This window comes from Companilactobacillus mindensis DSM 14500, assembly GCF_001434275.1.
In the GTDB taxonomy this organism is placed as follows: domain Bacteria; phylum Bacillota; class Bacilli; order Lactobacillales; family Lactobacillaceae; genus Companilactobacillus; species Companilactobacillus mindensis.
In genome coordinates this window covers 20,453-45,978 of the sequence record NZ_AZEZ01000073.1, presented here as the reverse complement: position 1 = coordinate 45,978, position 25,526 = coordinate 20,453, and the positions used below count along the sequence as shown (strand labels likewise).

General features: G+C 39.5%; 30 protein-coding genes. 2 read left to right on the top strand and 28 right to left on the bottom strand.

What is annotated here, in order from left to right; translation table 11 throughout:
• Nucleotides 1–22 precede the first annotated feature (22 nt).
• The 20 genes from rpmD to rpsJ are packed head-to-tail and all read right to left on the bottom strand — an operon-like array spanning nt 23 to nt 8,604.
• Nucleotides 23–208 carry a 50S ribosomal protein L30 gene (rpmD, locus tag FD29_RS06675; RefSeq protein WP_057888167.1) on the bottom strand — a complete coding sequence of 62 codons (186 nt, stop codon included), beginning with the start codon at nt 206–208 and terminating at the stop codon, nt 23–25.
• Between the two features lie 17 nt (nt 209–225).
• Nucleotides 226–726 carry a 30S ribosomal protein S5 gene (rpsE, locus tag FD29_RS06670; RefSeq protein ID WP_057888166.1) on the bottom strand — a complete coding sequence of 167 codons (501 nt, stop codon included), beginning with the start codon at nt 724–726 and terminating at the stop codon, nt 226–228.
• Nucleotides 727–744: 18 nt separating this feature from the next.
• On the bottom strand, nt 745–1,110 hold the full coding sequence (gene rplR, locus FD29_RS06665) for a 50S ribosomal protein L18 (protein ID WP_057888165.1): 366 nt from the start codon (nt 1,108–1,110) through the stop codon (nt 745–747).
• A gap of 16 nt (nt 1,111–1,126) precedes the next feature.
• On the bottom strand, nt 1,127–1,657 hold the full coding sequence (gene rplF, locus FD29_RS06660) for a 50S ribosomal protein L6 (RefSeq protein ID WP_057888164.1): 531 nt from the start codon (nt 1,655–1,657) through the stop codon (nt 1,127–1,129).
• Between the two features lie 30 nt (nt 1,658–1,687).
• Nucleotides 1,688–2,086: a 30S ribosomal protein S8 gene (rpsH, locus tag FD29_RS06655; RefSeq protein ID WP_057888163.1), complete on the bottom strand. Its 399-nt coding sequence runs from the start codon at nt 2,084–2,086 to the stop codon at nt 1,688–1,690.
• 30 nt (nt 2,087–2,116) lie between these two features.
• A complete protein-coding gene (locus FD29_RS06650; RefSeq protein WP_010018530.1) occupies nt 2,117–2,302 on the bottom strand; it encodes a type Z 30S ribosomal protein S14 in 186 nt (61 codons plus the stop codon).
• Nucleotides 2,303–2,319: 17 nt separating this feature from the next.
• Entirely contained in the window at nt 2,320–2,862 is a 543-nt protein-coding gene (gene rplE / locus FD29_RS06645) for a 50S ribosomal protein L5 (RefSeq protein ID WP_057888162.1), read from the bottom strand.
• A gap of 16 nt (nt 2,863–2,878) precedes the next feature.
• The gene (gene rplX, locus FD29_RS06640) at nt 2,879–3,121 is read right to left on the bottom strand and encodes a 50S ribosomal protein L24 (RefSeq protein WP_057888161.1); all 243 of its coding nucleotides are present in this window, start codon (nt 3,119–3,121) and stop codon (nt 2,879–2,881) included.
• A 32-nt stretch (nt 3,122–3,153) separates the two neighbouring features.
• A complete protein-coding gene (gene rplN, locus FD29_RS06635) occupies nt 3,154–3,522 on the bottom strand; it encodes a 50S ribosomal protein L14 (RefSeq protein ID WP_025084417.1) in 369 nt (122 codons plus the stop codon).
• 29 nt (nt 3,523–3,551) lie between these two features.
• Nucleotides 3,552–3,827 carry a 30S ribosomal protein S17 gene (rpsQ, locus tag FD29_RS06630; RefSeq protein ID WP_083477800.1) on the bottom strand — a complete coding sequence of 92 codons (276 nt, stop codon included), beginning with the start codon at nt 3,825–3,827 and terminating at the stop codon, nt 3,552–3,554.
• A 22-nt stretch (nt 3,828–3,849) separates the two neighbouring features.
• Entirely contained in the window at nt 3,850–4,044 is a 195-nt protein-coding gene (rpmC, locus tag FD29_RS06625; protein WP_057888160.1) for a 50S ribosomal protein L29, read from the bottom strand.
• Nucleotides 4,034–4,465, bottom strand: a complete 432-nt coding sequence (gene rplP / locus FD29_RS06620; RefSeq protein ID WP_057888159.1) for a 50S ribosomal protein L16 — start codon at nt 4,463–4,465, stop codon at nt 4,034–4,036. Before rplP ends, rpmC begins: the two co-directional genes overlap by 11 nt.
• A gap of 3 nt (nt 4,466–4,468) precedes the next feature.
• A complete protein-coding gene (gene rpsC / locus FD29_RS06615; RefSeq protein WP_057888158.1) occupies nt 4,469–5,146 on the bottom strand; it encodes a 30S ribosomal protein S3 in 678 nt (225 codons plus the stop codon).
• A gap of 17 nt (nt 5,147–5,163) precedes the next feature.
• Entirely contained in the window at nt 5,164–5,517 is a 354-nt protein-coding gene (gene rplV, locus FD29_RS06610; RefSeq protein ID WP_057888157.1) for a 50S ribosomal protein L22, read from the bottom strand.
• Nucleotides 5,518–5,534: 17 nt separating this feature from the next.
• Entirely contained in the window at nt 5,535–5,816 is a 282-nt protein-coding gene (gene rpsS / locus FD29_RS06605) for a 30S ribosomal protein S19 (protein WP_057888156.1), read from the bottom strand.
• Nucleotides 5,817–5,850: 34 nt separating this feature from the next.
• Entirely contained in the window at nt 5,851–6,684 is an 834-nt protein-coding gene (gene rplB / locus FD29_RS06600) for a 50S ribosomal protein L2 (RefSeq protein ID WP_057888155.1), read from the bottom strand.
• Nucleotides 6,685–6,700: 16 nt separating this feature from the next.
• On the bottom strand, nt 6,701–6,988 hold the full coding sequence (rplW, locus tag FD29_RS06595; protein ID WP_057888154.1) for a 50S ribosomal protein L23: 288 nt from the start codon (nt 6,986–6,988) through the stop codon (nt 6,701–6,703).
• The gene (gene rplD / locus FD29_RS06590) at nt 6,988–7,611 is read right to left on the bottom strand and encodes a 50S ribosomal protein L4 (protein ID WP_057888153.1); all 624 of its coding nucleotides are present in this window, start codon (nt 7,609–7,611) and stop codon (nt 6,988–6,990) included. The genes rplW and rplD overlap by 1 nt, the downstream gene beginning before the upstream one ends.
• Nucleotides 7,612–7,628: 17 nt before the next feature.
• Nucleotides 7,629–8,264, bottom strand: coding sequence for a 50S ribosomal protein L3 (gene rplC / locus FD29_RS06585; RefSeq protein WP_057888152.1), 636 nt, complete (start codon nt 8,262–8,264; stop codon nt 7,629–7,631).
• 31 nt (nt 8,265–8,295) lie between these two features.
• Nucleotides 8,296–8,604, bottom strand: a complete 309-nt coding sequence (rpsJ, locus tag FD29_RS06580) for a 30S ribosomal protein S10 (protein WP_010018513.1) — start codon at nt 8,602–8,604, stop codon at nt 8,296–8,298.
• A gap of 289 nt (nt 8,605–8,893) precedes the next feature.
• Here rpsJ and FD29_RS06575 point away from each other — a divergent pair, with 289 nt between their 5' ends.
• Nucleotides 8,894–10,090 (top strand): CPBP family intramembrane glutamic endopeptidase, encoded by a 1,197-nt coding sequence (locus FD29_RS06575; RefSeq protein WP_057888151.1) that lies wholly within the window; start codon nt 8,894–8,896, stop codon nt 10,088–10,090.
• Between the two features lie 374 nt (nt 10,091–10,464).
• On the opposite strand, the gene FD29_RS06570 is transcribed toward FD29_RS06575, so the two are convergent.
• The 5 genes from FD29_RS06570 to rpsL all read right to left on the bottom strand — a co-directional run bounded on the left by FD29_RS06570 (nt 10,465) and on the right by rpsL (nt 16,310).
• A complete protein-coding gene (locus FD29_RS06570; protein WP_057888150.1) occupies nt 10,465–12,582 on the bottom strand; it encodes a KxYKxGKxW signal peptide domain-containing protein in 2,118 nt (705 codons plus the stop codon).
• 253 nt (nt 12,583–12,835) lie between these two features.
• A complete protein-coding gene (locus FD29_RS06565) occupies nt 12,836–13,066 on the bottom strand; it encodes a heavy-metal-associated domain-containing protein (protein ID WP_057888149.1) in 231 nt (76 codons plus the stop codon).
• 165 nt (nt 13,067–13,231) lie between these two features.
• Nucleotides 13,232–15,328 carry an elongation factor G gene (fusA, locus tag FD29_RS06560; RefSeq protein ID WP_057888148.1) on the bottom strand — a complete coding sequence of 699 codons (2,097 nt, stop codon included), beginning with the start codon at nt 15,326–15,328 and terminating at the stop codon, nt 13,232–13,234.
• 50 nt (nt 15,329–15,378) lie between these two features.
• Nucleotides 15,379–15,846 (bottom strand): 30S ribosomal protein S7, encoded by a 468-nt coding sequence (gene rpsG, locus FD29_RS06555; protein ID WP_057888147.1) that lies wholly within the window; start codon nt 15,844–15,846, stop codon nt 15,379–15,381.
• Between the two features lie 50 nt (nt 15,847–15,896).
• Nucleotides 15,897–16,310: a 30S ribosomal protein S12 gene (gene rpsL, locus FD29_RS06550; RefSeq protein ID WP_057888146.1), complete on the bottom strand. Its 414-nt coding sequence runs from the start codon at nt 16,308–16,310 to the stop codon at nt 15,897–15,899.
• Between the two features lie 229 nt (nt 16,311–16,539).
• Here rpsL and FD29_RS11830 point away from each other — a divergent pair, with 229 nt between their 5' ends.
• Complete coding sequence (locus tag FD29_RS11830; protein ID WP_083477799.1) at nt 16,540–17,202, top strand: prepilin peptidase; 663 nt, start codon at nt 16,540–16,542, stop codon at nt 17,200–17,202.
• On the opposite strand, the gene FD29_RS06540 is transcribed toward FD29_RS11830, so the two are convergent.
• The 3 genes from FD29_RS06540 to rpoB form a co-directional block, all read right to left on the bottom strand.
• A complete protein-coding gene (locus FD29_RS06540; RefSeq protein ID WP_057888144.1) occupies nt 17,188–18,009 on the bottom strand; it encodes an alpha/beta hydrolase in 822 nt (273 codons plus the stop codon). The genes FD29_RS11830 and FD29_RS06540 overlap by 15 nt on opposite strands.
• 75 nt (nt 18,010–18,084) lie before the next feature.
• A complete protein-coding gene (gene rpoC / locus FD29_RS06535; RefSeq protein ID WP_057888143.1) occupies nt 18,085–21,750 on the bottom strand; it encodes a DNA-directed RNA polymerase subunit beta' in 3,666 nt (1,221 codons plus the stop codon).
• Between the two features lie 24 nt (nt 21,751–21,774).
• Nucleotides 21,775–25,386 (bottom strand): DNA-directed RNA polymerase subunit beta, encoded by a 3,612-nt coding sequence (gene rpoB / locus FD29_RS06530; RefSeq protein WP_057888142.1) that lies wholly within the window; start codon nt 25,384–25,386, stop codon nt 21,775–21,777.
• Nucleotides 25,387–25,526 lie beyond the last annotated feature (140 nt).

Below are 25,526 nucleotides of genomic sequence, written 5' to 3'. Positions count from 1 at the left end.
CTCCTAATCTTTTATGAATTTATTAATCTTTAACTTCTTCAACACTAACTAAGTGAGCGATTTTTCTAACAGCACCACGGATAGCTGGATCGTCCGGCTTAACAACAGAACTTGAAACTCTTCCAAGTCCTAATTCCTTGACAACTTTACGTTGAGCAGGAAGGCGGTGAGCTGCACTTCTAGTTAGAGTAATTTTAAGTTTAGCCATAATTACACACCTTTCTCCTAGTTAAGCAATTCTTGGGCTGAGATTCCACGCATAGCAGAAACACTTTCAGCTGTCTTTAGTTGTTTTAGTCCATCGATAGTTGCACGAATTACGTTGATCGGTGTATTTCTACCAAGTGATTTACTTGTAACATCACCAACACCAGATAATTCGATAACGGCACGAACAGCACCACCAGCGGCGATACCTGAACCTTCTTCAGCAGGCTTCAACATGATCTTACCAGCACCAAAGTTACCGATAACTTCATGAGGAATTGTTGAACCAACCATAGGAACTTCGATAAGATTCTTTTTAGCATCTTCAACAGCTTTACGAATAGCTTCAGGAACTTCTTGAGCTTTACCAGTACCGAAACCTACGTGACCATTCTTGTCACCAACGATTACGATAGCTGCAAAACGTAGACGACGTCCACCTTTAACAACCTTAGTAACACGGTTGATTGAGACAACGCGATCTTCTAATTCTAATTGAGATGGATCGATATATGTCATAAATTTGGTTTCCTCCTTCTAGAATTTTAGCCCATTTTCACGAGCAGCTTCAGCAAGACTTTGAACACGTCCGTGATATAAGTAACCACCACGATCAAAGATTACGTTGCTAATTTTAGCTTCTTGAGCTCTTTGTGCAACTAATGCACCAACAGCTTCAGCTTGTTCAACTTTTGAACCGTCTTTAATTTCTTTATCAAGAGTTGAGGCACTTGCGAGCGTTACACCCTTTACGTCATCAATTACTTGAGCGTAAATGTTTTTGTTAGAACGGAATACATTTAAGCGTGGGCGCTCAGCAGTACCAGAGATTTTGGCACGAATACGTTTTTGACGTCTTTGACGTGCTTTGTTTTTATCTGGTTTTGTTATCACAATTTTCACCTCATGGTTTTATTTATTACTTACCAGTCTTACCTTCCTTACGACGTACATATTCGCCAACATAACGAATACCTTTACCCTTATAAGGTTCTGGACTACGTACATCGCGGATCTCAGCAGCAAATTGACCAACCTTTTGCTTTGAGATACCTGAAACAGTGATTTCAGTATTTGAAGGTGATACTAGAGTGATACCTTCTGGGGTATCCATAACTACTGGATGTGAGTATCCAACTGAAAGTGTCAATACATTGTTCTTTACAGCTGCACGGTAACCAACACCTCGTAGTTCAAGTTTCTTTTCGTAACCTTCTGTTACACCAATGATCATGTTGTTAAGGTTTGAACGCATTGTTCCGTGAAGAGCTTTGTCATTGTCGCTTTCACGTGTGAACTTAGCTTCGTTGCCTTCAACAGTCAACTTGATCTTTGGACTAAATTCTCTTGTTAATTCACCCTTAGGGCCTTTAACAGTAATACTATTGTCTTTTTCTGTAACTTCAACACCTGCAGGTATTTCAATTACTTTATAACCGATACGACTCAAATTAGTGCACCTCCTTACTTTTTAAGAATATTACCAAATATAAGCGATTACTTCTCCACCAACGTGTTGAGCGCGGGCTTCTTTGTCAGTAATAACACCTTTTGAAGTTGAAAGAATAGCGATACCTAATCCGTTAAGAACCTTTGGTACGTTATCTGAATCAACATAACTACGTAGACCTGGTCTTGAAATACGTTTCAAGCCTGAGATTACGCGTTGTTGATCTTTTCCATATTTCAAGAAAACACGAATTACGTTTTGTTTGTTATCTTCGATAACTTCGTAATCCTTGATAAATCCTTCATTCTTGAGAATCTCTGTCATGCTCTTCTTGATGTTTGAAGCAGGAATGTCTAGAGATTCATGTTTAACCATATTTGCATTACGAATACGTGTTAGGTAATCTGCAATAGGATCTGTCATGACCATTTAATTTGCCTCCTTTTTATATTAAAAATCTTACCAGCTAGCTTTTTTCATACCAGGGATTTGACCTTCGTGAGCCAATTGACGAAGGCAAAGTCGGCAAAGCTTAAACTTACGATAGACTGAGTGTGGACGACCACAACGTTCGCAACGAGTATATGCTTGTGAAGAGAACTTTGCAGGTCTGTGATTACGTACGATTTGAGATTTCTTAGCCAATGAATTTACCTCCTAATTTATTTAGCGAATGGCATACCGATTTGTGTTAATAGTTCACGTGATTCTTCATCAGTGTTAGCAGTTGTAACAATAACGATGTCCAATCCACGAATCTTGTTAACCTTATCGTAGTCAATTTCTGGGAAAACCAATTGTTCTTTAACACCAAGTGTGTAGTTACCACGGCCATCGAATGAACGAGTAGATACACCACGGAAGTCACGAACACGTGGTAAAGCAATGTTGATTAGTTTGTCAAGGAAGTCGTACATACGATCACCACGTAGTGTAACCTTAGCACCAATTGACATACCTTCACGAAGTCTGAAACCAGCGATTGATTTCTTAGCTTTTGTAATTAATGGCTTTTGACCAGAAATTTGAGCTAATTCTTCAACGGCTTCGTCAAGATTCTTTGAGTTAGCAATTGCATCACCAACACCCATGTTAAGAACGATCTTGTCGATCTTAGGTGTTTCCATGATTGATGAGTAGTTGAACTTCTTCATCATTGATGGTGTGATTTCGCTAACGTACTTTTCTTTTAATGCGTTAACCATTTAGTTTTCTCCTTTCTTATTTATCTTCTTTATCAGTTGTTTTACTTACAACTTTAACGTTAGTTGCGCTAATAGGTCTTTCAACGTCAACAATTCCACCTTGGGGTTGAGCGTTGCTTGGCTTAGAGTGTTTCTTTACAACATTTACGCCTTCAACGATAACTTTGTTGGTAGCAGGGAAAGCTTTTTTAACTACACCTGTCTTGCCTTTAGCATCGCCAGCGATAATTTTGACGTTGTCTCCAGTTTTTACAAACACTATTCAGCACCTCCTGAATTTAATTGATCTTTTTATAGCACTTCTGGTGCTAGAGATACGATCTTCATAAAATCGTTATCACGTAGTTCACGAGCAACGGGTCCGAAGATACGTGTTCCTCTAGGTGTTTTATCAGCATTAATAATAACTGCGGCGTTTTCATCAAATCTGATGTAAGAACCATCTGTACGGTGAGCACCTGATACAGTTCTTACGATAACAGCTTTAACAACGTCACCCTTTTTAACAACGCCACCTGGTGTTGCTTGTTTGACAGTAGCTACGATAATATCACCGATATTAGCTGTCTTACGGTTTGAACCACCAAGAACTTTAATTGTTAGAATTTCACGAGCTCCAGAATTATCTGCAACTTTTAGACGACTTTCTTGTTGAATCACGTTTTGGCCCTCCTCTCATCAGTTATAGTCTAGATTGTGACTGCTTTTTCGACGATTTCTAATAAACGGAAGCGCTTTGTCTTTGACAAAGGTCGAGTTTCCATGATACGTACAATATCGCCAACTTTTGCTTCGTTGTTTTCGTCTTGAACGTAATATTTCTTAGAATATCTTACACGTTTTCCATAAACTGGATGTTGTTTTGTTGTTTCAACAACAACGACGATCGTCTTATCCATCTTATCTGAAAGAACGCGGCCTTGATATACTTTACGACGGTTACGAGTTTCTTGTGTTTCGCTCAACTTGATGTCCCCTTCCTGTCTATTATTTTTCGTTATTCTTTTGGTTTTGAGCTGTTCTTAATCTTGCAATGTTCTTTCTAACAGCCTTTAAACGGGCTGTGTTTTCCAATTGGCCTGTGGCTTGTTGGAAACGCAAGTTGAACAATTCTTCTTTATATGCTTTGACTTTGTCTTGCAATTGAGCAGCAGTTAGCTCTTTGATTTCACTAGCCTTCATCAGCGCCACCTACTTCCTCACGTTTTACAAACTTAGTTCTAACAGGTAGTTTGTGTGATGCAAGTCTCAATGCTTCACGAGCAACTTCTTCAGAAACGCCACCGATTTCAAACAAAACCTTTTCACGTTTAACTGGAGCTACCCATCCAGCAGGAGCACCTTTACCATTACCCATACGAACACCTACACCCTTAGCAGTGTATGATTTATGAGGGAAGATTTTAATCCAAACCTTACCACCACGCTTCATGTAACGAGTCATAGCAACACGAGATGCTTCAATTTGTCTATTTGTGATCCAGCTTGAATCAAGTGCTTTCAAACCATATTCGCCAAATGTTACTTCTTTTCCACCTTTAGCTTCTCCGCGCATCTTCCCACGGAATTCACGACGGTGTTTTACACGTTTTGGTACTAGCATAGATTATTCTCCTTTCCCTTCGTTTTTTGTTTCTTGAGTATGTTGTGGTTTAGCAGGAAGAACTTCACCACGGTAGATCCAAGTTTTAACACCTAAATTACCATAAGTTGTCTTTGCTTCAACCCAAGCATAATCGATATCAGCACGCAATGTGTGCAAAGGAACAGTTCCTTCTGTATGCCATTCACGACGAGCCATATCAGCACCGTTCAAACGACCAGAAATTTGTACCTTGATACCCTTAGCACCTGCACGTCTTGAACGTTGAACTGCTTGACGTTGTGCACGTCTGAAAGCAATACGAGCTTCAAGTTGACGGGCGATACTTTCACCAACCAATTTTGCATCTAGATCAGGTTTCTTGATTTCGATGATGTTGATGTGAATGTTTCTGTTAGTTAAGTTGTTTAATTCATTACGTAATTTTTCAACTTCAGAACCACCTTTACCGATAACCATACCTGGTTTAGCAGTATGAATTGAAACAGTAACGTTCTTAGCAGTACGTTCGATTTCGATTCTTGAGACAGAAGCATTTGAAAGTTTGTCTTCAATATACTTACGAATCTTAAGGTCTTCATGTAAAAATGTTGAAAAGTCTTTGTTGTTTGCATACCATTTGGCATCCCAGTCACGGATAACACCGACACGGAATCCGACTGGATTAATCTTTTGACCCACTAAAGTTACCTCCTATACTATTCTTTTTCACTTACTACAACAGTAATGTGACTTGTTCTCTTGTTAATTGGTGATGCTGAACCTTTAGCTCTAGGACGGAAACGTTTAAGAGTTGGTCCTTCGTCAACGAAAGCTTCACTGACATATAGGTTTTGTGCATCTAAATCAAAGTTGTGTTCTGCGTTTGCAATTGCTGACTTAAGAGCTTTAGCAATAATTGGAGAGCCTGCTCTAGGTGTGAATTGCAAAAGTGCAAGTGCCTCAGCAGCTTGTTTGCCTCTGATCAAGTCAATAACAAGACGAGCTTTACGAGGTGCGATACGCACGTTTGTAACTCTAGCTGTTGCAGATGTAATTTCTTGTTCTGCCATCATTTAAGTCTCCCTTCTTATTTCTTAACTGTCTTCTTGTCATCAGTTGCATGACCATGGAAAGTACGTGTAGGTACGAATTCACCTAACTTGTGTCCAACCATATCTTCTTGGATATAAACTGGAACATGCTTACGACCATCATGAACTGCGATTGTGTATCCTACGAAACTAGGAAAAATTGTTGAACGTCTTGACCATGTCTTGATAACTGATTTCTTTTCAGAATCAGCTTGTGCATCGATCTTCTTTAGAAGATGTGCGTCAGCGAATGGTCCCTTTTTTAAACTACGACTCATCTTATGTCCTCCTTATATTATTCTAATGAATAGTCTACTTACCTTTTCTGTGACGAACGATAAGCTTTTCAGATTTGGCATGAGTTGAACGAGTTTTCTTACCAAGAGTCTTCTTACCCCATGGTGACATAGGAGATGGATGACCGATAGGAGCTTTACCTTCACCACCACCGTGTGGGTGATCGTTAGGGTTCATTACTGATCCACGAACTGTAGGTCTCATACCTAACCAGCGCTTACGACCAGCTTTACCAATCTTAATAAGTTCATGTTGTTCGTTACCAATAGCACCGATTGAAGCACGGCAAGTTGAAAGGATTAAACGAACTTCACCTGAAGGTAGACGTAAGATTGAGTACTTACCATCTCTACCAAGCAATTGGATTGATGTACCAGCTGAACGGCCTAGTTGACCACCCTTGCCAGGTTTCAATTCAACGTTGTGAATTGTTGTACCAACGGGAATATCAGCAAGTGCAAGTGCGTTACCTGGTTTGATATCTGCATCTTTACCAGATTCGATAACTTGTCCTACTTCAAGACCTTTAGGAGCTAAGATGTATGATTTAACACCATCTGAATAGTGAATAAGTGCAATATTAGCAGTACGGTTAGGATCGTATTCGATTGCCTTAACTGTAGCTTTAACACCGTCTTTGATACGTTTGAAATCAATAACACGGTATTTTTGTTTGTGTCCACCACCACGGTGACGAACTGTAATATGACCGTATGAGTTACGACCAGCAGTATGGCTTTGTGATTCTAGAAGTGTCTTTTCAGGAGTTGTCTTAGTAATTTCTGAAAAGTCAGAACCTGTCATATTACGACGACCGTTTGTGGTTGGTTTATACTTGATAATCGCCATTATTGGACCTCCTTATTTATTCTTCGTCAAAAATCTTAATTTCATCTGAATCTGCTGTAAGAGTAACGATAGCCTTACGACGTTTTGCTGTAAAACCAACATAACGACCTTGGCGCTTCTTCTTACCAGAAACATTCATGATGTTTACTTGTTTAACTTTAACACCGAAAACTTCTTCAACAGCTTGTCTAACAAGAACCTTGTTAGCATCTAAAGCAACATCGAAAGTATATTTCTTGTCGCTCATAGCATCCATTGAGCTTTCAGTAACAACAGGGCGAATAATTACGTCTCTTGCGTTCATTATCCAAGCACCTCCTCAATTTTAGAAAGTGCTGCTTGTGTAACAACTAACTTGTTAGCGTTAATAACGTCAAGAACGTTAACACCTTCTGGTGCAACAACCTTAACTCCAGCAATATTTCTTGCAGATAAAGCAACGTTGTCGTTACCATCTTCAACAACTACAAGAGCTTTGTTATCAGCACCTACAGTATTTAGTAATTGTGCAAAAGCCTTTGTACTTGGCTTGTCGTATGAAATTGAGTCAATAACGATTAAGTTACTGTCAGCAGCCTTTTGTGAAAGTACAGACTTCAATGCCAAACGGCTAACCTTCTTAGGAAGGTGATATGAATAAGATCTTGGTGTAGGGCCGAATACGACACCACCACCTACCCATTGAGGTGATCTAATTGAACCTTGACGAGCACGTCCAGTACCTTTTTGACGCCATGGTTTTCTACCACCACCACGTACTTCGGAACGGTTCTTAACATCATGAGTACCTTGTCTCATTGATGCACGTTGCATAATAACCGCATCAGTAACGACGTTGTTGTTTGGTTCGATACCAAAGATTGCGTCTTTTACTTCAACAGCACCGTTCTCAGCACCGTTATCTTTGTAAGCTGTGATTTTTGTCATAACTCAGTTCCTCCTTCCTATTTTTGATTAGCTTTAATAGCTGTTTGGATTTTAACTAATGATTTGTTTGCACCGGGTACATTACCCTTGATCATGATTGCATTGTGTTCGGTATCAACTTTGATGATTTCAAGGTTTTGTGTAGTAACACGGTTGTTACCCATAACACCAGGAAGCATCTTACCCTTGAATACACGGTTAATGATGGCACCCATTGAACCAGCAACACGGTGATATCTAGAACCGTGAGTTTCTGGACCACGAGCTTGACCAAAACGCTTGATGTTACCTTGCATTCCGTGTCCCTTTGTAATACCTGTAACGTCGACAATATCACCAGAATTAAATGTATCAACTGTAACGTTGGCACCTAATTCGTAGTCTCCCATTTCAACATCGCGGAATTCGCGAATGTAATGTTTAGGAGTTGTATTTGCCTTTTCTGCATGACCTTTGGCTGGTTTGTTTGATAGAACTTCGCGTCTGTCTTCAAAACCTAGTTGAACGGCCTCATAACCATCATTTTCAACAGTTTTAAGTTGCATAACAACGTTTGGTGTTGCTTCAACAACTGTTACGGGAACAAGTTCACCGTTGTCAGTGAAAATTTGAGTCATTCCGACTTTTTTACCAAGAATACCTTTTCTGGCCATGTTTGCACCTCCAATAATTTATTTTTAATTATTATAATTTGATTTCAATGTCAACACCAGATGGTAGATCCAACTTCATTAGTGAATCAACCGTCTTCTTTGTTGGGTTAACAACGTCGATAAGTCTCTTATGTGTACGCATTTCGAATTGTTCTCTAGAATCCTTGTGCTTGTGTGGTGAAGCTAACACTGTATATAGTGAACGCTCTGTTGGTAAAGGAATTGGACCTGAAATTTGTGCTCCAGTTCTCTTTGCAGTTTCCACAATTTTGTCAGCTGATTGATCTAGAATACGATGTTCATAAGCCTTCAAACGAATGCGAATTTTTTGACTTGCCATGGGGTTACCTCCTTTTTGTCTCTTTCAAGATGACCGGCTCCGTGAAAATATCCGCCAGCCCTGCCGTGGCAAAGCGGCCGGGTGTGTCGCAACCTCTCACTTCTAAACCGTCGATATTTTTTTCAATACCTCTTCGGTACATACTTCTATATGAAATAAGCACTCTTATAATACTACACGATGAGCTCCCCTTTTTCAAGGATAAATCAAGTATTTTTTTAAATGAAAGACGCTTTCTTAAAAAGCATTTTTACATTATACTCTAAGAAAAAGTGGAGGTGTGTAATGATTGAATAATCTCGAATTTAGTTATAATAACAGGTTTGAAACAAATAATAAAGACAAAGTTTATTTTTATTTGTTCAAAGCTCAAGTAATTTTTAACGCACTAGCGATTTTTGCTTACAGTGCCTTGACCGAGAACCTATATCTCTTTGGTCCAATTATTTTGAATCTGTTAGCTTTGTATCTCAAACAACATCCTCAAAAAATACTTGATCGTATCAATTACCTCTTTCAATTATTTTTCCAGGTCTTTATCATCCCGGAATCGTATCATTATCTAATTAATGCCACGACTAGACTTTACGGTTGGAACCTGCCTAGTTCGATTGCTTTGTTGTTAGTGACTATGTTGTTAATGTATATTCCTTACGCAATTGTTTTCTTTGGTAATATTCAAAACAAGTTCTGGCAACTAGTCATCTTAATATTCGTTTTTGAATATGTGGCAATGGGTGGCTTGAGTATGGTGACTTACGGAACTATTCTCTACTTCAACCCTTTCATGGCTACCTTGATCAACTCCGCTTTTCTTGGTGCATTAGGATTTTTAGTTTTGACGCTTCTTTTGATGCGTCATTGGGGATACAGCTGGCCTAAGATGCGCTTGGCTAAAGCTGCTAATATCAAAGTCCTAATTCTACTATTAATAGTAAGTATTTGGTTCGTACTCTGGAATGCTTTCGGTGGCGGCAATAATCTCTTCACGTCATTTTTCAGTTTTAACTTCTCCAACCTCACTTTTAAGCCTGAGTATATTCTCTCTGGTCTAGAAGCCGGTATTGCTGAAGAATTACTCTTTAGATATGCTTTCCTAACAATCTTGTTGCTGGCCTTTCGCAATACTAGATTCAAAATCTTCTACGCTGCCGGTATCAGCAGTCTCTGCTTTAGTTTATTGCACTTAGGGAATATCTCTGCCGGTCAAAGCGTTGCTAATACACTCAATCAAGTCGTCTTTGCTTTTGGCTTTGGCCTACTGATGTGTGGACTATATCTCTACACCGAAATGTTTTATGTACCTGTTATCTTTCACATCCTCGTTGACACCTTAGTATTCAGTGTCTCAGGAACCCTGATGTCAGGTAAAGTAACTTTAGCCGACAGTCTTTTGACGATTTTAGAAACGTTGATTTTCGTTGCTGTCGCCATTGCTATCCTGATTGCTGTCTATAATAGAAGAAACAAGTCATTTGGCTTCTAATTTGCTTGCAAGAGAGTGCAACAAGCTTGGTCAGATTCTGAGCAATTGCCTAGACTTGGAAATTAGCCACCCAATTTTGGTGGATGATTTTTAAGTCGTAGTAATGCACAGGAATCTAGCTTGTGGAACTCATTTAGAGAGTGGAACAAACCGGGTAACTTCTGAGTATTTGCCTAATCTCACGAATTGCTCGCCGCTTTCGCGAATGATTTGGGAGATGTAGCAAAACGCAGGAAGTTGGTTTGTGCAACTCGTTTAGAGAGTGCAACAAACCGAATCATTAATAAAAGAACGTCTCCGATTCAAATACTGAATCAGAGACGTTCTTTTGTGTTTACGCTGCATGTTTAATGAAAAAGATAGTTATTTTATACTTATTGAAGCGTATCGGAAGTGTTCAAAAATTCATTTGTAGCCACTCTATAAAAACCAGTTGGATTGTCATCGTCACCTAAATAACCGATCCTATCAACTAACCAGCTAGTTCTTGGTCCCAGTGCCCGATTCATAACTAATACACCTTCATCATTCAATAACCTAGACGTTTGATTTTTGGTATTAACAATCGTATTCAAATCTTTATAACGATAAACATTAGAAATTTTGACCCATTCATTGGTAGCTACTCTGAAGTAAGTCATTCCATCTAAATTGACATATTGATCTGAATACCAATCAGTTTGTTCTGCCAAAGCTCGATTTATTACTGGCGTGAACTTCGTGCCTGATAATTTATACAAGGTTACATTGCCTTTACCAACAAAGGTCGAGACGTTTTGACTCTTTTTTATAAAATCAAGTTGGATACCGGAGTCGCTGCCACCATTATTGCCAGAATTAATCTTCGTATAAGTAACTGACTCATCAGTTGTTATTGTGCCATCGTCATTGATGTGCGCTGTAATGGAGTCTTTATCTTTAGTATAGCCCGAAACATCAGGGACATTGACCGTCACGTCATTACCTGCATAGCCACTGATTTCTTTGACTACTTTTTTATCAAGATTAGAATCAATCGATACATCACCGACTATTAAAGGCTCTACATATGGTGTAGCCGTGTAAACCGTGTTATCGACGGGTTTAACAGTGCCGTTATAAGTGACGCCATCGCTTTGTTTGACCCACTCATCCTCAGAAACACGATAACAAGGTACTCCGTCGATATAAATATAAGAATCCGTTGCCCAAGTTGAATCTCCAGCCAATCCCAGATCAACTTTGGTCCCATCCGCATTATAAAGATCATAGACATGGCTAGCGGGACCGGCCAAAGTTACCGTGTCACCCGGATTTAAGGCAGTACCTACTTTGCCTGTGGAGCTTTCCGGATTGCTTGCTTGAATATCTACGTAAACATTCGGTGTGATCATAGAACTATCGTTTCCATCCAATGTGGCTTTAACAGTCTCACCGGGTTTTCCGGTATAGGAATATGTAAGATCTTTGTCATAGTAATCTGAATGAACTACAACCGATCCCGTTACTTCTCCGGTATCCGCATTATACTCTTCAGTAACCGATTCGTATTTTCCATTATACAACTTGGGATCATTGATAATAAATATGGGTATTGTTACTACTTCAGAACTCAAGGTACCTTCACCTGTAAATTCTACACCCGTTCCCTGTTTGATCCATTGGTCAGCATTGTCAGAGATATTATAAAAAATATTACCTTCATAATCGGTCATTTGAGCATCTACGAATTTATTACCACTCAGAATCTGTGATGTTTGGCGACCATATTGGTCGTATACCGCAGTGGTATTACTCATATTGATCAAATTACTATTTGCCGGATCAGTAAATTTTTGTTGCTTAGTTGCTTTGATATTAATTGTTACCGCATTACCTGAGCTGTCAGTTTTTCTAATCGTGTCGCCAATTTTGCCATCAACGTCATATGTCTGACCTTGATAAGTTACCGATGCTGAATAAGATCCATCATCGTTTTGTTTAACATTATCGCCAGTATAAATATATGAATCCTCTGCTTGAGTATTAGTTGAATCTTCTGATTGAGATTGCGTACTGTCAACTGAATCAGTTTCCTTTTCAGTATTTGAATCGGTGTTTGCGACGTAAACAATCGAATCATTGGTACTGAGCGAACCATCAGCACTTATTTGGACCGTAATAGTTGGGTCGCTTGTAATAGTGTAGCCAGTTTTTGTTGGAGCTGACACCTCAACTGTGGTACCTTTTTGCCCACTAACGGAGATATTTATGTCGCCCAAATTAGATGAAACTGCCAAAGTTTTAGTTATCGAAGTAGTCTCATTCTGATTGGAAGATTGATCATCATTAACGGTGGTGGTGTCAGTCTGTTGAGTAGAATCGTTGGTCACTGTTGCTTTTACAGGTACTGAACTTAACATCAATACACCTGCAAAACTCAACATCGAAGCAACTAACCAAACTTTGCCTTTCTTATAAAGTTTTTTTCTAACGATTGAATTAGAATTTGCTTTTAGTTGATTAAACCGCATAAAATCTCCCCCTTTTTATGCGATTATTATACAACTAATAACTATTTCAATATGAAAATTATAAAATCAAAAGACTCCACAACTGTTAAATTCACATCTAACAATTATGGAGTCTTTTACTTCACGACCTAAGGATTATTCATGTCTAAGTTTTTTATTTATTTTTAGTCAGAGAAGTTAATTACGACTGTTAATTTCGACGTCGTCTCGCAATACATTTCAATCGAGTGGTGAACTCAGAAGTTATTTATTATTAAGCAAGTTCCTTAACTTTTACCTTCAATACTTCGTATCCCAAATCAGTAATAACTCTTGCCAACTCATCAGCGGAAGTTTGGCTTGGGTCAAAATCAGCTCTAACCTTGCTTGCATTGAAGAGAACTTTGACATTTGAAACGCCAGCTTGGTTTTCGACTGCCTTTTGAATCTTTGTCATACATGATGGGCAAGTTAATGCGCCTAATTGTAAAGTTGCTTTTGCCATAATCAATTCCTCCATCCTTTGAATACTTTTGTTCAATCAACTTACAAGGACTATCTTACCCAATTTGTTCATTCGAGGACTTGATCTGTATCAAGAATTTATTTTAGGGCACAAAAAAAGAGAAGACCAAATGATCTTCTCTTTTGATTATCAACATTTAAAGACCTAGTCTTCAGCGTTGCCACCATTCTTCTTAATGATGTCAGCTTGAATTGACTTAGGAACCTTTTCGTAGTGATCCATTGTCATTGTAAATGTACCACGGCCTTGTGTTGCTGAACGAAGTGTTGTAGCGTAACCAAACATTTCTGCAAGTGGAACGAAAGCATTGATAAGTTGTGCGTTACCACGTGCTTCCATACCTTCAACACGTCCACGACGAGCAGTAACTTGTCCCATAACATCACCTAAGTATGATTCTGGTGTAACAATTTCAACCTTCATAATAGGTTCAAGAATTACAGCACCAGCAGTCTTAGCTGCATTACGTAGAGCCATTGAAGCGGCAATCTTGAAGGCTGCTTCAGATGAATCGACTTCGTGGTATGAACCATCATACAACTTAGCCTTAACATCGATCAATGGATAACCGGCAAGAACACCGTTTTCCATAGCTTCCTTCAAACCTTGTTCAACTGATGGGATGTATTCACGAGGAACAACACCACCGACGATAGCGTCTTCGAATTCGAAGCCTTTACCTTCTTCATTAGGTGTAAATTCAACCCAAACATCACCATATTGACCTTTACCACCAGATTGACGAACGAACTTACCTTGAGCACTTGTTTGTTGTGTAAATGTTTCACGGTAAGCAACTTGAGGTTCACCAACCTTACATGCAACGTTGAATTCACGTTTCATACGGTCAACCATGATATCCAAGTGCAATTCACCCATTCCGGCGATAAGAGTTTCACCAGTTTCAGGATTTGTTTCAGCTTGGAAAGTAGGATCTTCTTCAGATAGTTTTTGGATAGCGATATCCATCTTATCTCTATCTTCCTTTGAGTTAGGTTCGATAGAAACTTGGATAACTGGATCTGGAATATCCAATGATTCAAGAATCAATGGATCAGATACATCAGTTAGAGAATCACCAGTTGTAGTGTTCTTCAAACCGATAACAGCAGCGATATCACCAGAGAATACTTCTGGGATTTCCTTACGGTGGTTAGAGTGCATTTGTAGCAAACGACCAACACGTTCACGCTTGTCTTTTGTTGAGTTCAAGACATAAGAACCTGATTCTAGTGAACCTCTGTATACACGGATGTATGTTAGACGTCCAACGAATGGATCAGTAGCAATCTTAAATGCTAGACCAGCAAATGGTTTGCTATCGTCAGCCATAAGTTCAACTTCTGAATCATCCTTAGGATCAGTAGCCTTGTAAGGACGTACGTCAAGTGGTGATGGTAGATAGTCAACAACGGCATCCATCAACATTTGAACACCCTTGTTCTTGAAGGCAGAACCAGCAAGAACTGGGAAGTACTTCAAGTCGATAGTTGCTTTACGGATTGCAGCACGCAATTCGTCATTTGTGATTTCTTGACCATCAAGGTATTTTTCCATGATGTCATCATCAACATCAGCAACTGATTCAACTAATTCAGCACGCTTCTTCTTAGCTTCTTCCAAGTAGTCAGCAGGAACATCAACTGTATCCCACTTTGTACCTAGTTCATCTTCGTCATAAAGGTCAGCTTTCATTTCGATAAGGTCAATAACACCTTCGAAGTGATCTTCTGCACCAATAGGCATTTGGATAGCGTGAGCATTAGCATCTAGTCTTTCATGCAATGTTTCAACAGAATAGTCAAAGTTAGCACCGATTTTATCCATCTTGTTAACAAAGACGATACGTGGAACACCGTATGTTGAAGCTTGACGCCAAACATTTTCAGTTTGTGGTTCAACACCAGATTGAGCATCAAGAACTGTAATAGCACCATCTAGCACACGTAGTGAACGTTCAACTTCGATTGTGAAATCAACGTGTCCTGGTGTATCGATGATATTAATACGGTTACCTTTCCATTCAGCAGTTGTAGCAGCTGATGTAATAGTAATACCACGTTCTTGTTCTTGGGCCATCCAGTCCATTTGTGAAGCACCATCATGTGTTTCACCAATTTTGTGGATTTTACCAGTATAGTACAAAATACGTTCAGTAGTTGTAGTTTTACCGGCATCGATATGGGCCATGATACCAATATTTCTGGTTTCTTCTAGTGGAAATTCACGTTTATTAGCCATGAATAATTGTTTCTCCTCTCAAATTAACTAGTTTTTAAGGTAACTAGATCCTACCAGCGATAGTGAGCGAATGCACGGTTAGCATCGGCCATCTTGTGTGTATCTTCACGTTTCTTAACGGCTGCACCAGTGTTGTTGGCTGCATCCATAATTTCGTTTGCTAGACGTTGGTCCATTGTGTGTTCGCCACGTAGACGAGCATAACTTGTAATCCAACGTAGTCCTAAAGTAGTACGACGGTCAGGACGAACTTCGATAGGAATTTGATAGTTAGAACCACCGATACGGCGAGCCTTAACTTCAAGGACAGGCATAACATTGTTCATTGCTTCTTCAAACACGTCCAATGGTTCGTTACCTGTTGTATCCTTAATAATATCGAATGCACGATATAAGATTGTTGAAGCAGTACCTCTTTTACCATCATACATTAAGTGGTTGATCAAGCGAGTTACTAGCTTTGAGTTGTACATTGGATCTGGCAAAACATCACGTTTTGGAGCTCTACCTTTACGCATATAAAATTCCTCCGTTATTACATTATTTCTTTAATAAAATTGAATTGATGTTATTTCTTAGGCTTCTTAGCACCATATTTTGAACGACTTTGCATACGTCCATCAACACCGGCTGTATCTAAGGCACCACGAACAACGTGATAACGAACACCAGGTAAATCCTTTACACGTCCACCACGGACTAGGACAACACTGTGCTCTTGCAAGTTGTGGCCAATACCAGGGATATAAGCTGTAACTTCAATAAGGTTTGATAATCTAACACGGGCGTACTTACGTAGGGCAGAGTTAGGTTTCTTAGGTGTCATTGTTCCGACACGAGTTGCAACACCACGTTTTTGTGGAGCTGGGTTCTTTGTGGCAACTTTCTTCATACTGTTGTAACCAAAGTTCAATGCAGGTGCATCAGACTTTGAGGCTGTAGATTTACGGCCTTTGCGAACTAATTGATTAATTGTAGGCATTCAAAGTTCCTCCTAAAAATTTAAGTACACACATCCAGGTGGTTCATAATTTTGTAAAATAATAAACCACATGAGTGGCGTACGCTTCGAGCTTTATATTTAATAAACAAACTAATATTGCTGCCAATAAAAGCACGTCTATTAGAATACCATCTAAAAAAAGTCCTGTCAATGTAACATTCTAAAAAGTTATCCACAAGTTCTCGTAATTTCAAACGAGGTGCTTAAAATGACATTATTTTTATACTTTATTTTCTTCATACTAGGAGCTTGCATTATCTCCTTTCTAAAGGTAATCGCCTACGACTACCCACAGTTGAGCATAACTCGTCGATCTCACTGTGATCACTGTAATAGAATCCTTAGATGGTTCGAAATCATACCTATATTAGGTTATTTCATAGTTCATGGTAAGTGCATCCGCTGCAAAATGCAAATCGATTTTTCCAATCCTTTTTGGGAGTTCATTGGTGGATTTTTCTTTACACTAATAGCTTATCAACATGACTGGAAATACTTACCGATATTCATCATGCTGGTTCTTTTAGGGTTCACTGACCACTTCTATGGTTATATCTACCCAATTTTTTATTTGTTGAGTTTACCTACCTTATTCTTGGTCAAGCCACTGCATTGGCTACCGGCCGTGATATTGTATTTGACGCTCTTTTTATTGAGCAAAAAATTCGAGTTTGGTTTAGGCGATGTCGAGGTCATTTCCTTATTGGGACTGATTTTTAAATTCGAAACTGTCTTACAGATCATCATTGTTGCCTGTTCATTTTGTATTTTGAGTTATTTGGTCAACAAAAAAAGATCATTTAGATTCATCCCCTATTTAGCTTGCGCCACTGGAGTGATCTATCTGATCTTTTATTTAAAACTTAGGTAAGATTTTTTGTAATTTTAGCCAGTTAAGACATAGCTCCCACCATTTAGCATCGTTCGAGTTGAGATTGGCCTCATTGCCAGGGTTTTGGGTAACGTAAGTTGCCATTGATAAGCCGTGACTGCCTGAGCCAAACAGATGCATTTCATAAGGAATTCCCAACAAATCCATCTTTTGTGCATAAATAATCGAATTCATAACTGGAACTGCTTGGTCGGTCACCGTTTGCCAAATGAAAGTTGGTTTACCGTGATCCGTCAAGTGTTCTTGAGCTTGCCAGTAATAGATGTCTGGACTGATCTTCATAGCCCAATCCTCGTCTTTAGGCCATCCCAAAGTCATATCGATCACAGGATAACTCAAAATATTAGCGGCTGGTTCAACTGTCAATTCGTCTGTAAAGATCTTTTCACGTTGTTCAGGGTCCAACATGATCGAATTAAAGTTGGCCACGATCTGACTGCCGGCTGAAAAACCAATCAATACAACTTTGTTCAAATCAATATGATGGTTTTCTTTTTGTGATTTCAACCAATTTAAAGTTGTCGCCATCTCTTGCAGTGCCAAGGGATAAACCGGCGTATCGCCATCAAATAATTGATAATGCAAAACTAAAGCGTGCATTCCAGCAGCGTTGAATTGCATGGCAATCGGTTGCGCCTCACGGTCAGATTGAAATCTAAAAGCCCCTCCGGGACAAATAATAGCTAGTGGACGCTCTACTTGGGTCTCAAAGTCAGCAATTGGGTCCAAAAAATACGTATCTAAGGTAAATTTGGTATCTTGATATGCTAAGTCTTGTGTTTGCAAAATCCTACCTCCAAATTATTTTTCAATCTTATTATACAAAAAAAGACGACCCGAGGGTCGTCTTTTAGTTATTAACTATTTTTCTTGTTTAGCTGCATCTTCAGCTTTCATTTGAGCTTCGATGTCAGAAATAGTGTAGGCACCATTCAAGGAGTTATCTGCCATAGGGCCGACTTTCTTAGGTTCCATGTGGTTGTACTTAGCCATACCAGTACCGGCAGGAATAAGTTTACCAATAATAACATTTTCCTTGAGACCAAGAAGTGGATCATTCTTACCACGAATTGAAGCATCAGTAAGAACACGAGTTGTTTCTTGGAAGGAAGCGGCTGACAAGAAACTGTTTGTTTCAAGAGAAGCCTTAGTAATACCAAGAAGGACAGGACATCCAGTAGCAGGAACACCGCCGTTGAACAATGTTTCACGGTTATGGTCAGTAAATTGTGAAATATCCATTAATTGACCAGGCAAGACATCAGTGTCACCAGGATCAAGAATACGGATCTTACGTAGCATTTGTCTGATCATAACCTCAAAGTGCTTATCAGAGATATCAACACCCTGCATACGGTAAACCTTTTGAACTTCAGCAAGCAAGTAGTTTTCTGTATGTAGAACGTTTGTAACTTTGATCAATTCCTTAGGATCAATTGAACCTTGTGTCAACTTGCCACCACGTTTAACGTGATCGCCTTCGGCAACGGCAACACTTGATGTATAAGGAACTTGATAATCACGCTTATCAATGTCACCTTCGACAGTAATAACCTTAGTGTGTTCTGCTGGGTTTTCTTCGATTGAAACAACAGTACCTTCAACTTCGGAAATAACGGCAAGACCTTTAGGATTTCTAGCTTCAACAATTTCTTGAACACGAGGAAGTCCTTGAGTAATATCGTCGCCACCAGCAACACCACCGGTATGGAAGTTTCTCATTGTCAATTGTGTACCTGGTTCACCGATTGATTGAGCAGCAACAGTACCAACTGCTTCACCAATTTCAACTTCTTCACCAGTAGCAAGGTTACGACCGTAACACTTCTTACATACACCATGTTTTGTATCACATGTGAATGCTGAACGAATTGTAACGTGTGTAACACCAGCGTCAACAACCTTTTGAGCAAGTGTTTCATCCATCATGACACCACGAGGAACGATTACGTCACCTGTTTGTGGGTCTTTGACAGTCTTTTGTGTATAACGACCAACAAGTCGATCATACAATGGTTCGATCATATCTGTACCTTCCATGATTGAACTTACAACAAGTCCACGGTCAGTACCACAATCTTCTTCACGTACGATAACATCTTGAGCAACATCAACTAGACGACGAGTTAAGTAACCTGAGTTAGCTGTCTTCAAGGCTGTATCGGTCATACCTTTACGAGCACCGTGGGTTGACATGAACATTTCCAAAACAGAAAGTCCTTCACGGAAGTTAGAAATAACAGGGATTTCCATCATACCACCATTAGGGGCAGCCATTAGTCCACGCATACCAGCTAGTTGCGTAAAGTTTGAGATGTTACCACGGGCACCGGAATCAGACATCATTGAGATAGGGTTGGTAGGATCAAATGAGTCGATCAACAATTGTTGAATTTCATCCTTTGTATCGTTCCAAACACTAATAACACGATCGTGTCGTTCAGCATCCGTAATTAGTCCACGACGGAATTGCTTAGAAATTGAAGCAACTTGTTTGTGGGCTTTTTCGATGATTTCAGGTTTTTGAGTCAAGTTAGGAACATCTGTAACACCGACTGTTAAACCAGACAATGTACAAATTGTGTAACCCAATGTCTTCATGTCATCAAGTAGTGATGATGTTCTTTGAACACGGTAGATCTTGAATACTTGAGCGATGATATCTGAAAGGTATCCACTCTTCAATGGGTCGATTAGATCCATTTCATCAAGACGTTGGTGAATGTCTTCCCCTTTACCAAGGAAGTACTTGTCAGGAACGCCGTGCATCAAGTTGTCATCAGTTGGTTCGTTTAAGTATGGGAAGTCTTCAGGAAGAATTTCGTTAAAGATAACTTTACCAACAGAGGTAATCATGATCTTGTTACGTTCTTCATCCTTGAATGGCTTGTTAGGCATTGATGAAACAGCAATACCAATTCTTGTGTGATAGTGAATATCACCATTTAGAAGTGCAGTTTGAACTTCATTAGCATCCTTGAAGATCTTACCTTCACCAGTCATATGTCTTGTTTCAATTGTTAGATAGTAGTTACCTAAAACAACATCCTGTGAAGGAGTAACGATAGGCTTACCATCTTTAGGAGCAAGAATATGGTGAGCAGCAAGCATCAACATACGAGCTTCAGCTTGGGCTTCGTCTGATAGAGGAACGTGGATAGCCATCTGATCCCCATCGAAATCGGCATTGTAAGCTTCACAAGCAAGTGGGTGCAAACGCATTGACTTACCATCAACCAATACAGGTTCAAAGGCTTGAATACCAAGTCTGTGAAGTGTAGGGGCACGGTTAAGTAATACTGGACGTTCTTTGATAACGTCTTCTAGTACATCCCAAATGTCATCATCTTGACGGTCGATCTTTCTTCTAGCATTTTTAACGTTAGAAGCAATTTCACGTTTAACAAGTTCATGCATAACGAATGGCTTGAACAATTCCAAAGCCATTTCACGAGGAAGTCCACATTGATAGAACTTCAATGTAGGTCCAACATCGATAACTGAACGTCCTGAATAATCAACACGTTTACCAAGTAAGTTTTGACGGAAACGTCCTTGCTTACCTTTAAGCATGTGAGAAAGTGACTTCAATGGACGGTTACCAGGTCCTGTAACAGGACGGCCACGACGACCATTATCGATCAAGGCATCAACAGCTTCTTGCAACATACGTTTTTCGTTTTGAACGATGATGTTAGGAGCATGTAGATCCAACAATCTCTTCAAACGGTTGTTACGGTTAATAACACGACGGTACAAATCGTTCAAATCAGAAGTAGCGAAACGGCCACCTTCAAGTTGAACCATTGGACGCAAGTCAGGTGGGATAACAGGAATTGCTTCCATTACCATCCAATCAGGTTTGTTACCTGACTTTTGGAAAGCACTGAGGATATCCAAACGTCTGATTGCACGTGTACGTTTTTGGCCTTGAGCAGACTTCAATGTTTCACGTAATTCTTTAACTTCAGTATCCATATCAACTTGGCTAAGTAAATCACGAATACCTTCGGCACCCATCTTAGCAACGAACTTGTTACCAAATTCTTCACGTTTCTTACGATATTCAGTTTCAGTTAATAATTGTTTCTTTTCTAGATCTGTATCACCTGGGTCGATAACTACGTATGATGCAAAGTAGATTACTTCTTCCAAGTTTCTTGGACTCATGTCCAAAACAAGTCCCATACGTGATGGGATACCCTTAAAGTACCAGATGTGTGATACAGGGGCAGCTAGTTCGATATGAGCCATACGTTCACGACGAACCTTTGAACGAGTAACTTCAACACCACAACGGTCACAAACAATACCCTTATAACGGATACGTTTGTACTTACCACAGGCACATTCCCAGTCTTTAGTTGGTCCGAAAATTCTTTCATCGAATAGACCATCTTTTTCTGGTTTCAAAGTACGGTAGTTGATAGTTTCTGGTTTCTTAACTTCTCCATAAGACCAACTACGAATCTTGTCCGGAGATGCTAAACCAATTTGCATACTTTCGAATTTATTAACGTCTATCAAAAGGTAACCTCCCTAAAGTTTTGACTAGTTTTCTGATTTTGTACTAGTTTCAGTTGAATCTTTTGATGCTTCCAACTTTTTAGCTTCTTCTTCAGCGCGTTTTTGTTCTTGTTCCTTAGCGAATTTAGATAGAGCATCGACACTTACAGCATCTTCGTCATCATCCATATCTCTAAGTTCAATTTCTTTCTTGTGTGAATCGAGAACCTTCATGTCTAGTCCAAGAGCTTGTAATTCTTTGACAAGAACACGGAATGATTCAGGAACACCAGGCTTAGGAATACTTTCACCCTTAACGATAGCCTCATAAGTCTTAACACGACCAACAATATCATCTGACTTGTATGTCAAGATTTCTTGGAGTGTATATGCGGCACCATAAGCTTCAAGAGCCCAAACTTCCATTTCACCAAATCTCTGACCACCAAATTGTGCTTTACCACCAAGTGGTTGTTGAGTAACAAGTGAGTAAGGTCCGATTGAACGAGCGTGTAGCTTATCATCAACCATGTGAGCTAGTTTCAAGTAGTACATGACACCAACAGAAACACGGTTCTTGAATGGTTCACCAGTACGTCCATCATAAAGAATCGACTTACCATCTGAATCCATATCAGCTTCTTTAACAATATCCCAAAGTTCGTCATCACTAACACCATCGAAAACAGGTGTTGCAACATGGATGCCAAGTTTTCTAGCAGCCATACCTAAGTGAAGATCAAGAACTTGTCCGATATTCATACGTGATGGAACACCCATTGGGTTAAGTAGAATATCTACTGGAGTACCATCTGGCATGTATGGCATATCTTCTTCAGGTACAACGATTGAAACAGTACCCTTGTTACCATGACGTCCAGACATCTTGTCACCAACTTGGATCTTACGTTTTTGAGCGATGTAAACACGAACAAGCATGTTGACACCAGGATCAAGTTCGTCGCCGGCTTCACGAGTAAATACCTTAACATCTTGGATAATACCGCCACCACCATGTGGTACACGAAGTGAAGTATCACGAACTTCACGGGCCTTTTCACCAAAGATAGCGTGCAATAGTCTTTCTTCGGCTGATAATTCTGTAACACCCTTAGGTGTAACTTTACCAACTAAGATATCGCCATCACGAACTTCGGCACCAATACGGATAATTCCGAATTCGTCAAGATCCTTCAATGAATCTTCACCAACGTTAGGAATTTCACGTGTGATTTCTTCAGGTCCAAGTTTTGTATCACGTGCTTCTGATTCGTACTCTTCAATATGAATTGAAGTATAAGCATCTTCACGCACTAATTTTTCTGAAAGAACGATAGCATCTTCATAGTTGTACATGTTCCATGTCATGAAGGCGATAAGTGGGTTTTGACCCAAAGCTAATTCACCGTTTTCCATAGCAGGACCATCACAGATGATGTCACCCTTCTTAACCTTTTCACCCTTACGGACGATAGGTCTTTGGTTGTATGATTTACCGTTATTTGAACGACGGAATTTAGTAACTTTATAATCGTCAGTTGTGCCATCTTCGTCACGTTTGATAGTAACTTTCTTAGCATCAACATATTCAACTGTACCATCGTGATCAGCTAACAAAGCAGCACCAGAATCGTGGGCAGCAATGTATTCCATACTTGTACCAACAAGTGGTGCGTGTGGATTGATCAAAGGAACAGCTTGACGTTGCATGTTGGCACCCATCAAGGCACGGTTAGAATCATCGTTTTCCAAGAAAGGAATACATGCAGTAGCAACAGAAACTACTTGTCGTGGAGAAACATCCATGTAATCGACTTTTTCTGGAGTTGTTTCGATGTTGTCATCCTTGTGACGAGCCAAGATCGTGTTGTCAACGAAAGAACCATCATCAGTCAATGGAGTATTGGCCTGAGCAACAACGTAGTTATCTTCTTCATCAGCAGTCAAGTAATCGATTTTGTCGGTAACTTTGTGTGTATCCCATGAAACACGACGATATGGTGTTTCGATGAAACCATACTTGTTGATGATAGCGTATGAAGCCAAGTTATTGATAAGTCCGATATTAGGACCTTCAGGAGTTTCGATAGGACACATACGACCATAGTGAGTATAGTGAACATCACGAACTTCATATCCGGCACGGTCACGAGTCAAACCACCAGGTCCAAGGGCAGATAGACGACGCTTGTGTTCTAGTTCTCCAAGTGGGTTTGTCTGATCCATGAATTGTGATAGTTGTGATGAACCGAAGAATTCCTTGATTGAAGCAACAACTGGTCTAATGTTGATCAATTGTTGTGGTGTAACTGTAGCTGAGTCTTGAATTGACATTCTTTCACGTACAACACGTTCCATACGTGATAGACCAATACGGAATTGGTTTTGTAGCAATTCACCGACTGAACGAATACGACGGTTACCCAAGTGATCAATATCATCTGTTGTACCGATGTCTTCCTTCAAGTTAAGGAAGTAATTGATACCAGCTAAGATATCAGCAGGTGTAATTGTACGGTTTTCAGCAGGAATGTGGCCATTACCAATGATATTAACTACTTTTTCATTGTCAGCTTCTGAATATACTTTAATGATTTGAACATTAACAGGATCTGTCAAAACAGCTTCTTCAGCGGGTTGTAATGAAACAGTCTTGAAGTCATCTCTTTCAAGATATGGAGACAACTTACTCATAGCATCGCGATCAATTAAAGTATCTTTAGCCAAAATAACCTCACCAGTATCTGGATCAGCAAGTGTTTCAGCCAAAGTCTTATTCATAAGTCTTGTTTTAAGGTTCAACTTCTTATTGATCTTGTAACGACCAACAGGAGCTAAATCGTAACGACGTGGGTCAAAGAATCTAGCATAAAGCAATGAACGAGAACTGTCGGCTGTCTTAGGTTCACCAGGACGAAGTCTGTCGTAAACATCCTTCAATGCTTCTTCAACACGTGTGTCGCCACTGTCAGCATTTTTGAAGACATCTTTTTCAAGTGTAAGGTTCAAAGTATCGTTATCACCGAAAATGTCCAAGATTTCTGAATCTTCACCGAAACCAAGTACACGGATCAATTCTGAAATAGGAAGTTTTCTAGTTCTATCGATTCTTACGTAGCCTAGACCCTTGGCATCTGTTTCAAATTCCAACCATGCACCACGGTTAGGAATAACAGTTGTACCGAAGTTTACACGGCCGTTTTTATCAGTATCTTGATTGTAATAAATACCAGGTGAACGTACTAATTGGGAAACAATAACACGTTCGGCACCGTTGATGATGAAAGTACCTTCATCAGTCATGATAGGGAAATCACCAAAGAAGACATCTTGAGTCTTGATTTCACCAGTTTCATGATTAGTCAACTTAAGAGTTACATGTAATGGTGCTGAGTAGTTAGCATCATGTGCTCTTGCTTCTTCAACAGTATATTTTGGTTCTAGTAATTTGTAATCGACATATTCCAAAGAAAGGTTTCCAGCAAAGTCATCAATTGGCATAATATCGTCAAACATATCTTTTAGTCCTTCATCTAAGAACCAGTTATAAGAGTTTGTTTGGATGTCAATTAAATTTGGCAGTGGAAGTACTTCCTTGATCTTTGCATAACTACGACGAACACGGTGTGCACCATAATTAACGTTATGATAAGTCAAATTTTTCACCTCAACATATAATTTGTTCAAACCCAGACCAAACAAATATTACAATTTGGTTACAATTGCATGAAAACGTTTTTTTAATCTGTTTTTAGGCAAAAAAAAACCAAAAATAGAATCAATTATCTATTTTTGTG

Coding starts and splice junctions, on each gene's coding strand:
- rpmD (WP_057888167.1), bottom strand. CDS start 208: ATGGCTAAACTTAAAATTACTCTAACTAGAAGTGCAGCTCACCGCCTT.
- rpsE (WP_057888166.1), bottom strand. CDS start 726: ATGACATATATCGATCCATCTCAATTAGAATTAGAAGATCGCGTTGTC.
- rpsH (WP_057888163.1), bottom strand. CDS start 2,086: ATGGTCATGACAGATCCTATTGCAGATTACCTAACACGTATTCGTAAT.
- rplE (WP_057888162.1), bottom strand. CDS start 2,862: ATGGTTAACGCATTAAAAGAAAAGTACGTTAGCGAAATCACACCATCA.
- rpmC (WP_057888160.1), bottom strand. CDS start 4,044: ATGAAGGCTAGTGAAATCAAAGAGCTAACTGCTGCTCAATTGCAAGAC.
- rplP (WP_057888159.1), bottom strand. CDS start 4,465: ATGCTAGTACCAAAACGTGTAAAACACCGTCGTGAATTCCGTGGGAAG.
- rplV (WP_057888157.1), bottom strand. CDS start 5,517: ATGGCAGAACAAGAAATTACATCTGCAACAGCTAGAGTTACAAACGTG.
- rpsS (WP_057888156.1), bottom strand. CDS start 5,816: ATGAGTCGTAGTTTAAAAAAGGGACCATTCGCTGACGCACATCTTCTA.
- rplB (WP_057888155.1), bottom strand. CDS start 6,684: ATGGCGATTATCAAGTATAAACCAACCACAAACGGTCGTCGTAATATG.
- rplW (WP_057888154.1), bottom strand. CDS start 6,988: ATGAACGCAAGAGACGTAATTATTCGCCCTGTTGTTACTGAAAGCTCA.
- rplD (WP_057888153.1), bottom strand. CDS start 7,611: ATGACAAAAATCACAGCTTACAAAGATAACGGTGCTGAGAACGGTGCT.
- rplC (WP_057888152.1), bottom strand. CDS start 8,264: ATGGCCAGAAAAGGTATTCTTGGTAAAAAAGTCGGAATGACTCAAATT.
- rpsJ (WP_010018513.1), bottom strand. CDS start 8,604: ATGGCAAGTCAAAAAATTCGCATTCGTTTGAAGGCTTATGAACATCGT.
- FD29_RS06570 (WP_057888150.1), bottom strand. CDS start 12,582: ATGCGGTTTAATCAACTAAAAGCAAATTCTAATTCAATCGTTAGAAAA.
- FD29_RS06565 (WP_057888149.1), bottom strand. CDS start 13,066: ATGGCAAAAGCAACTTTACAATTAGGCGCATTAACTTGCCCATCATGT.
- fusA (WP_057888148.1), bottom strand. CDS start 15,328: ATGGCTAATAAACGTGAATTTCCACTAGAAGAAACCAGAAATATTGGT.
- rpsG (WP_057888147.1), bottom strand. CDS start 15,846: ATGCGTAAAGGTAGAGCTCCAAAACGTGATGTTTTGCCAGATCCAATG.
- rpsL (WP_057888146.1), bottom strand. CDS start 16,310: ATGCCTACAATTAATCAATTAGTTCGCAAAGGCCGTAAATCTACAGCC.
- FD29_RS11830 (WP_083477799.1), top strand. CDS start 16,540: ATGACATTATTTTTATACTTTATTTTCTTCATACTAGGAGCTTGCATT.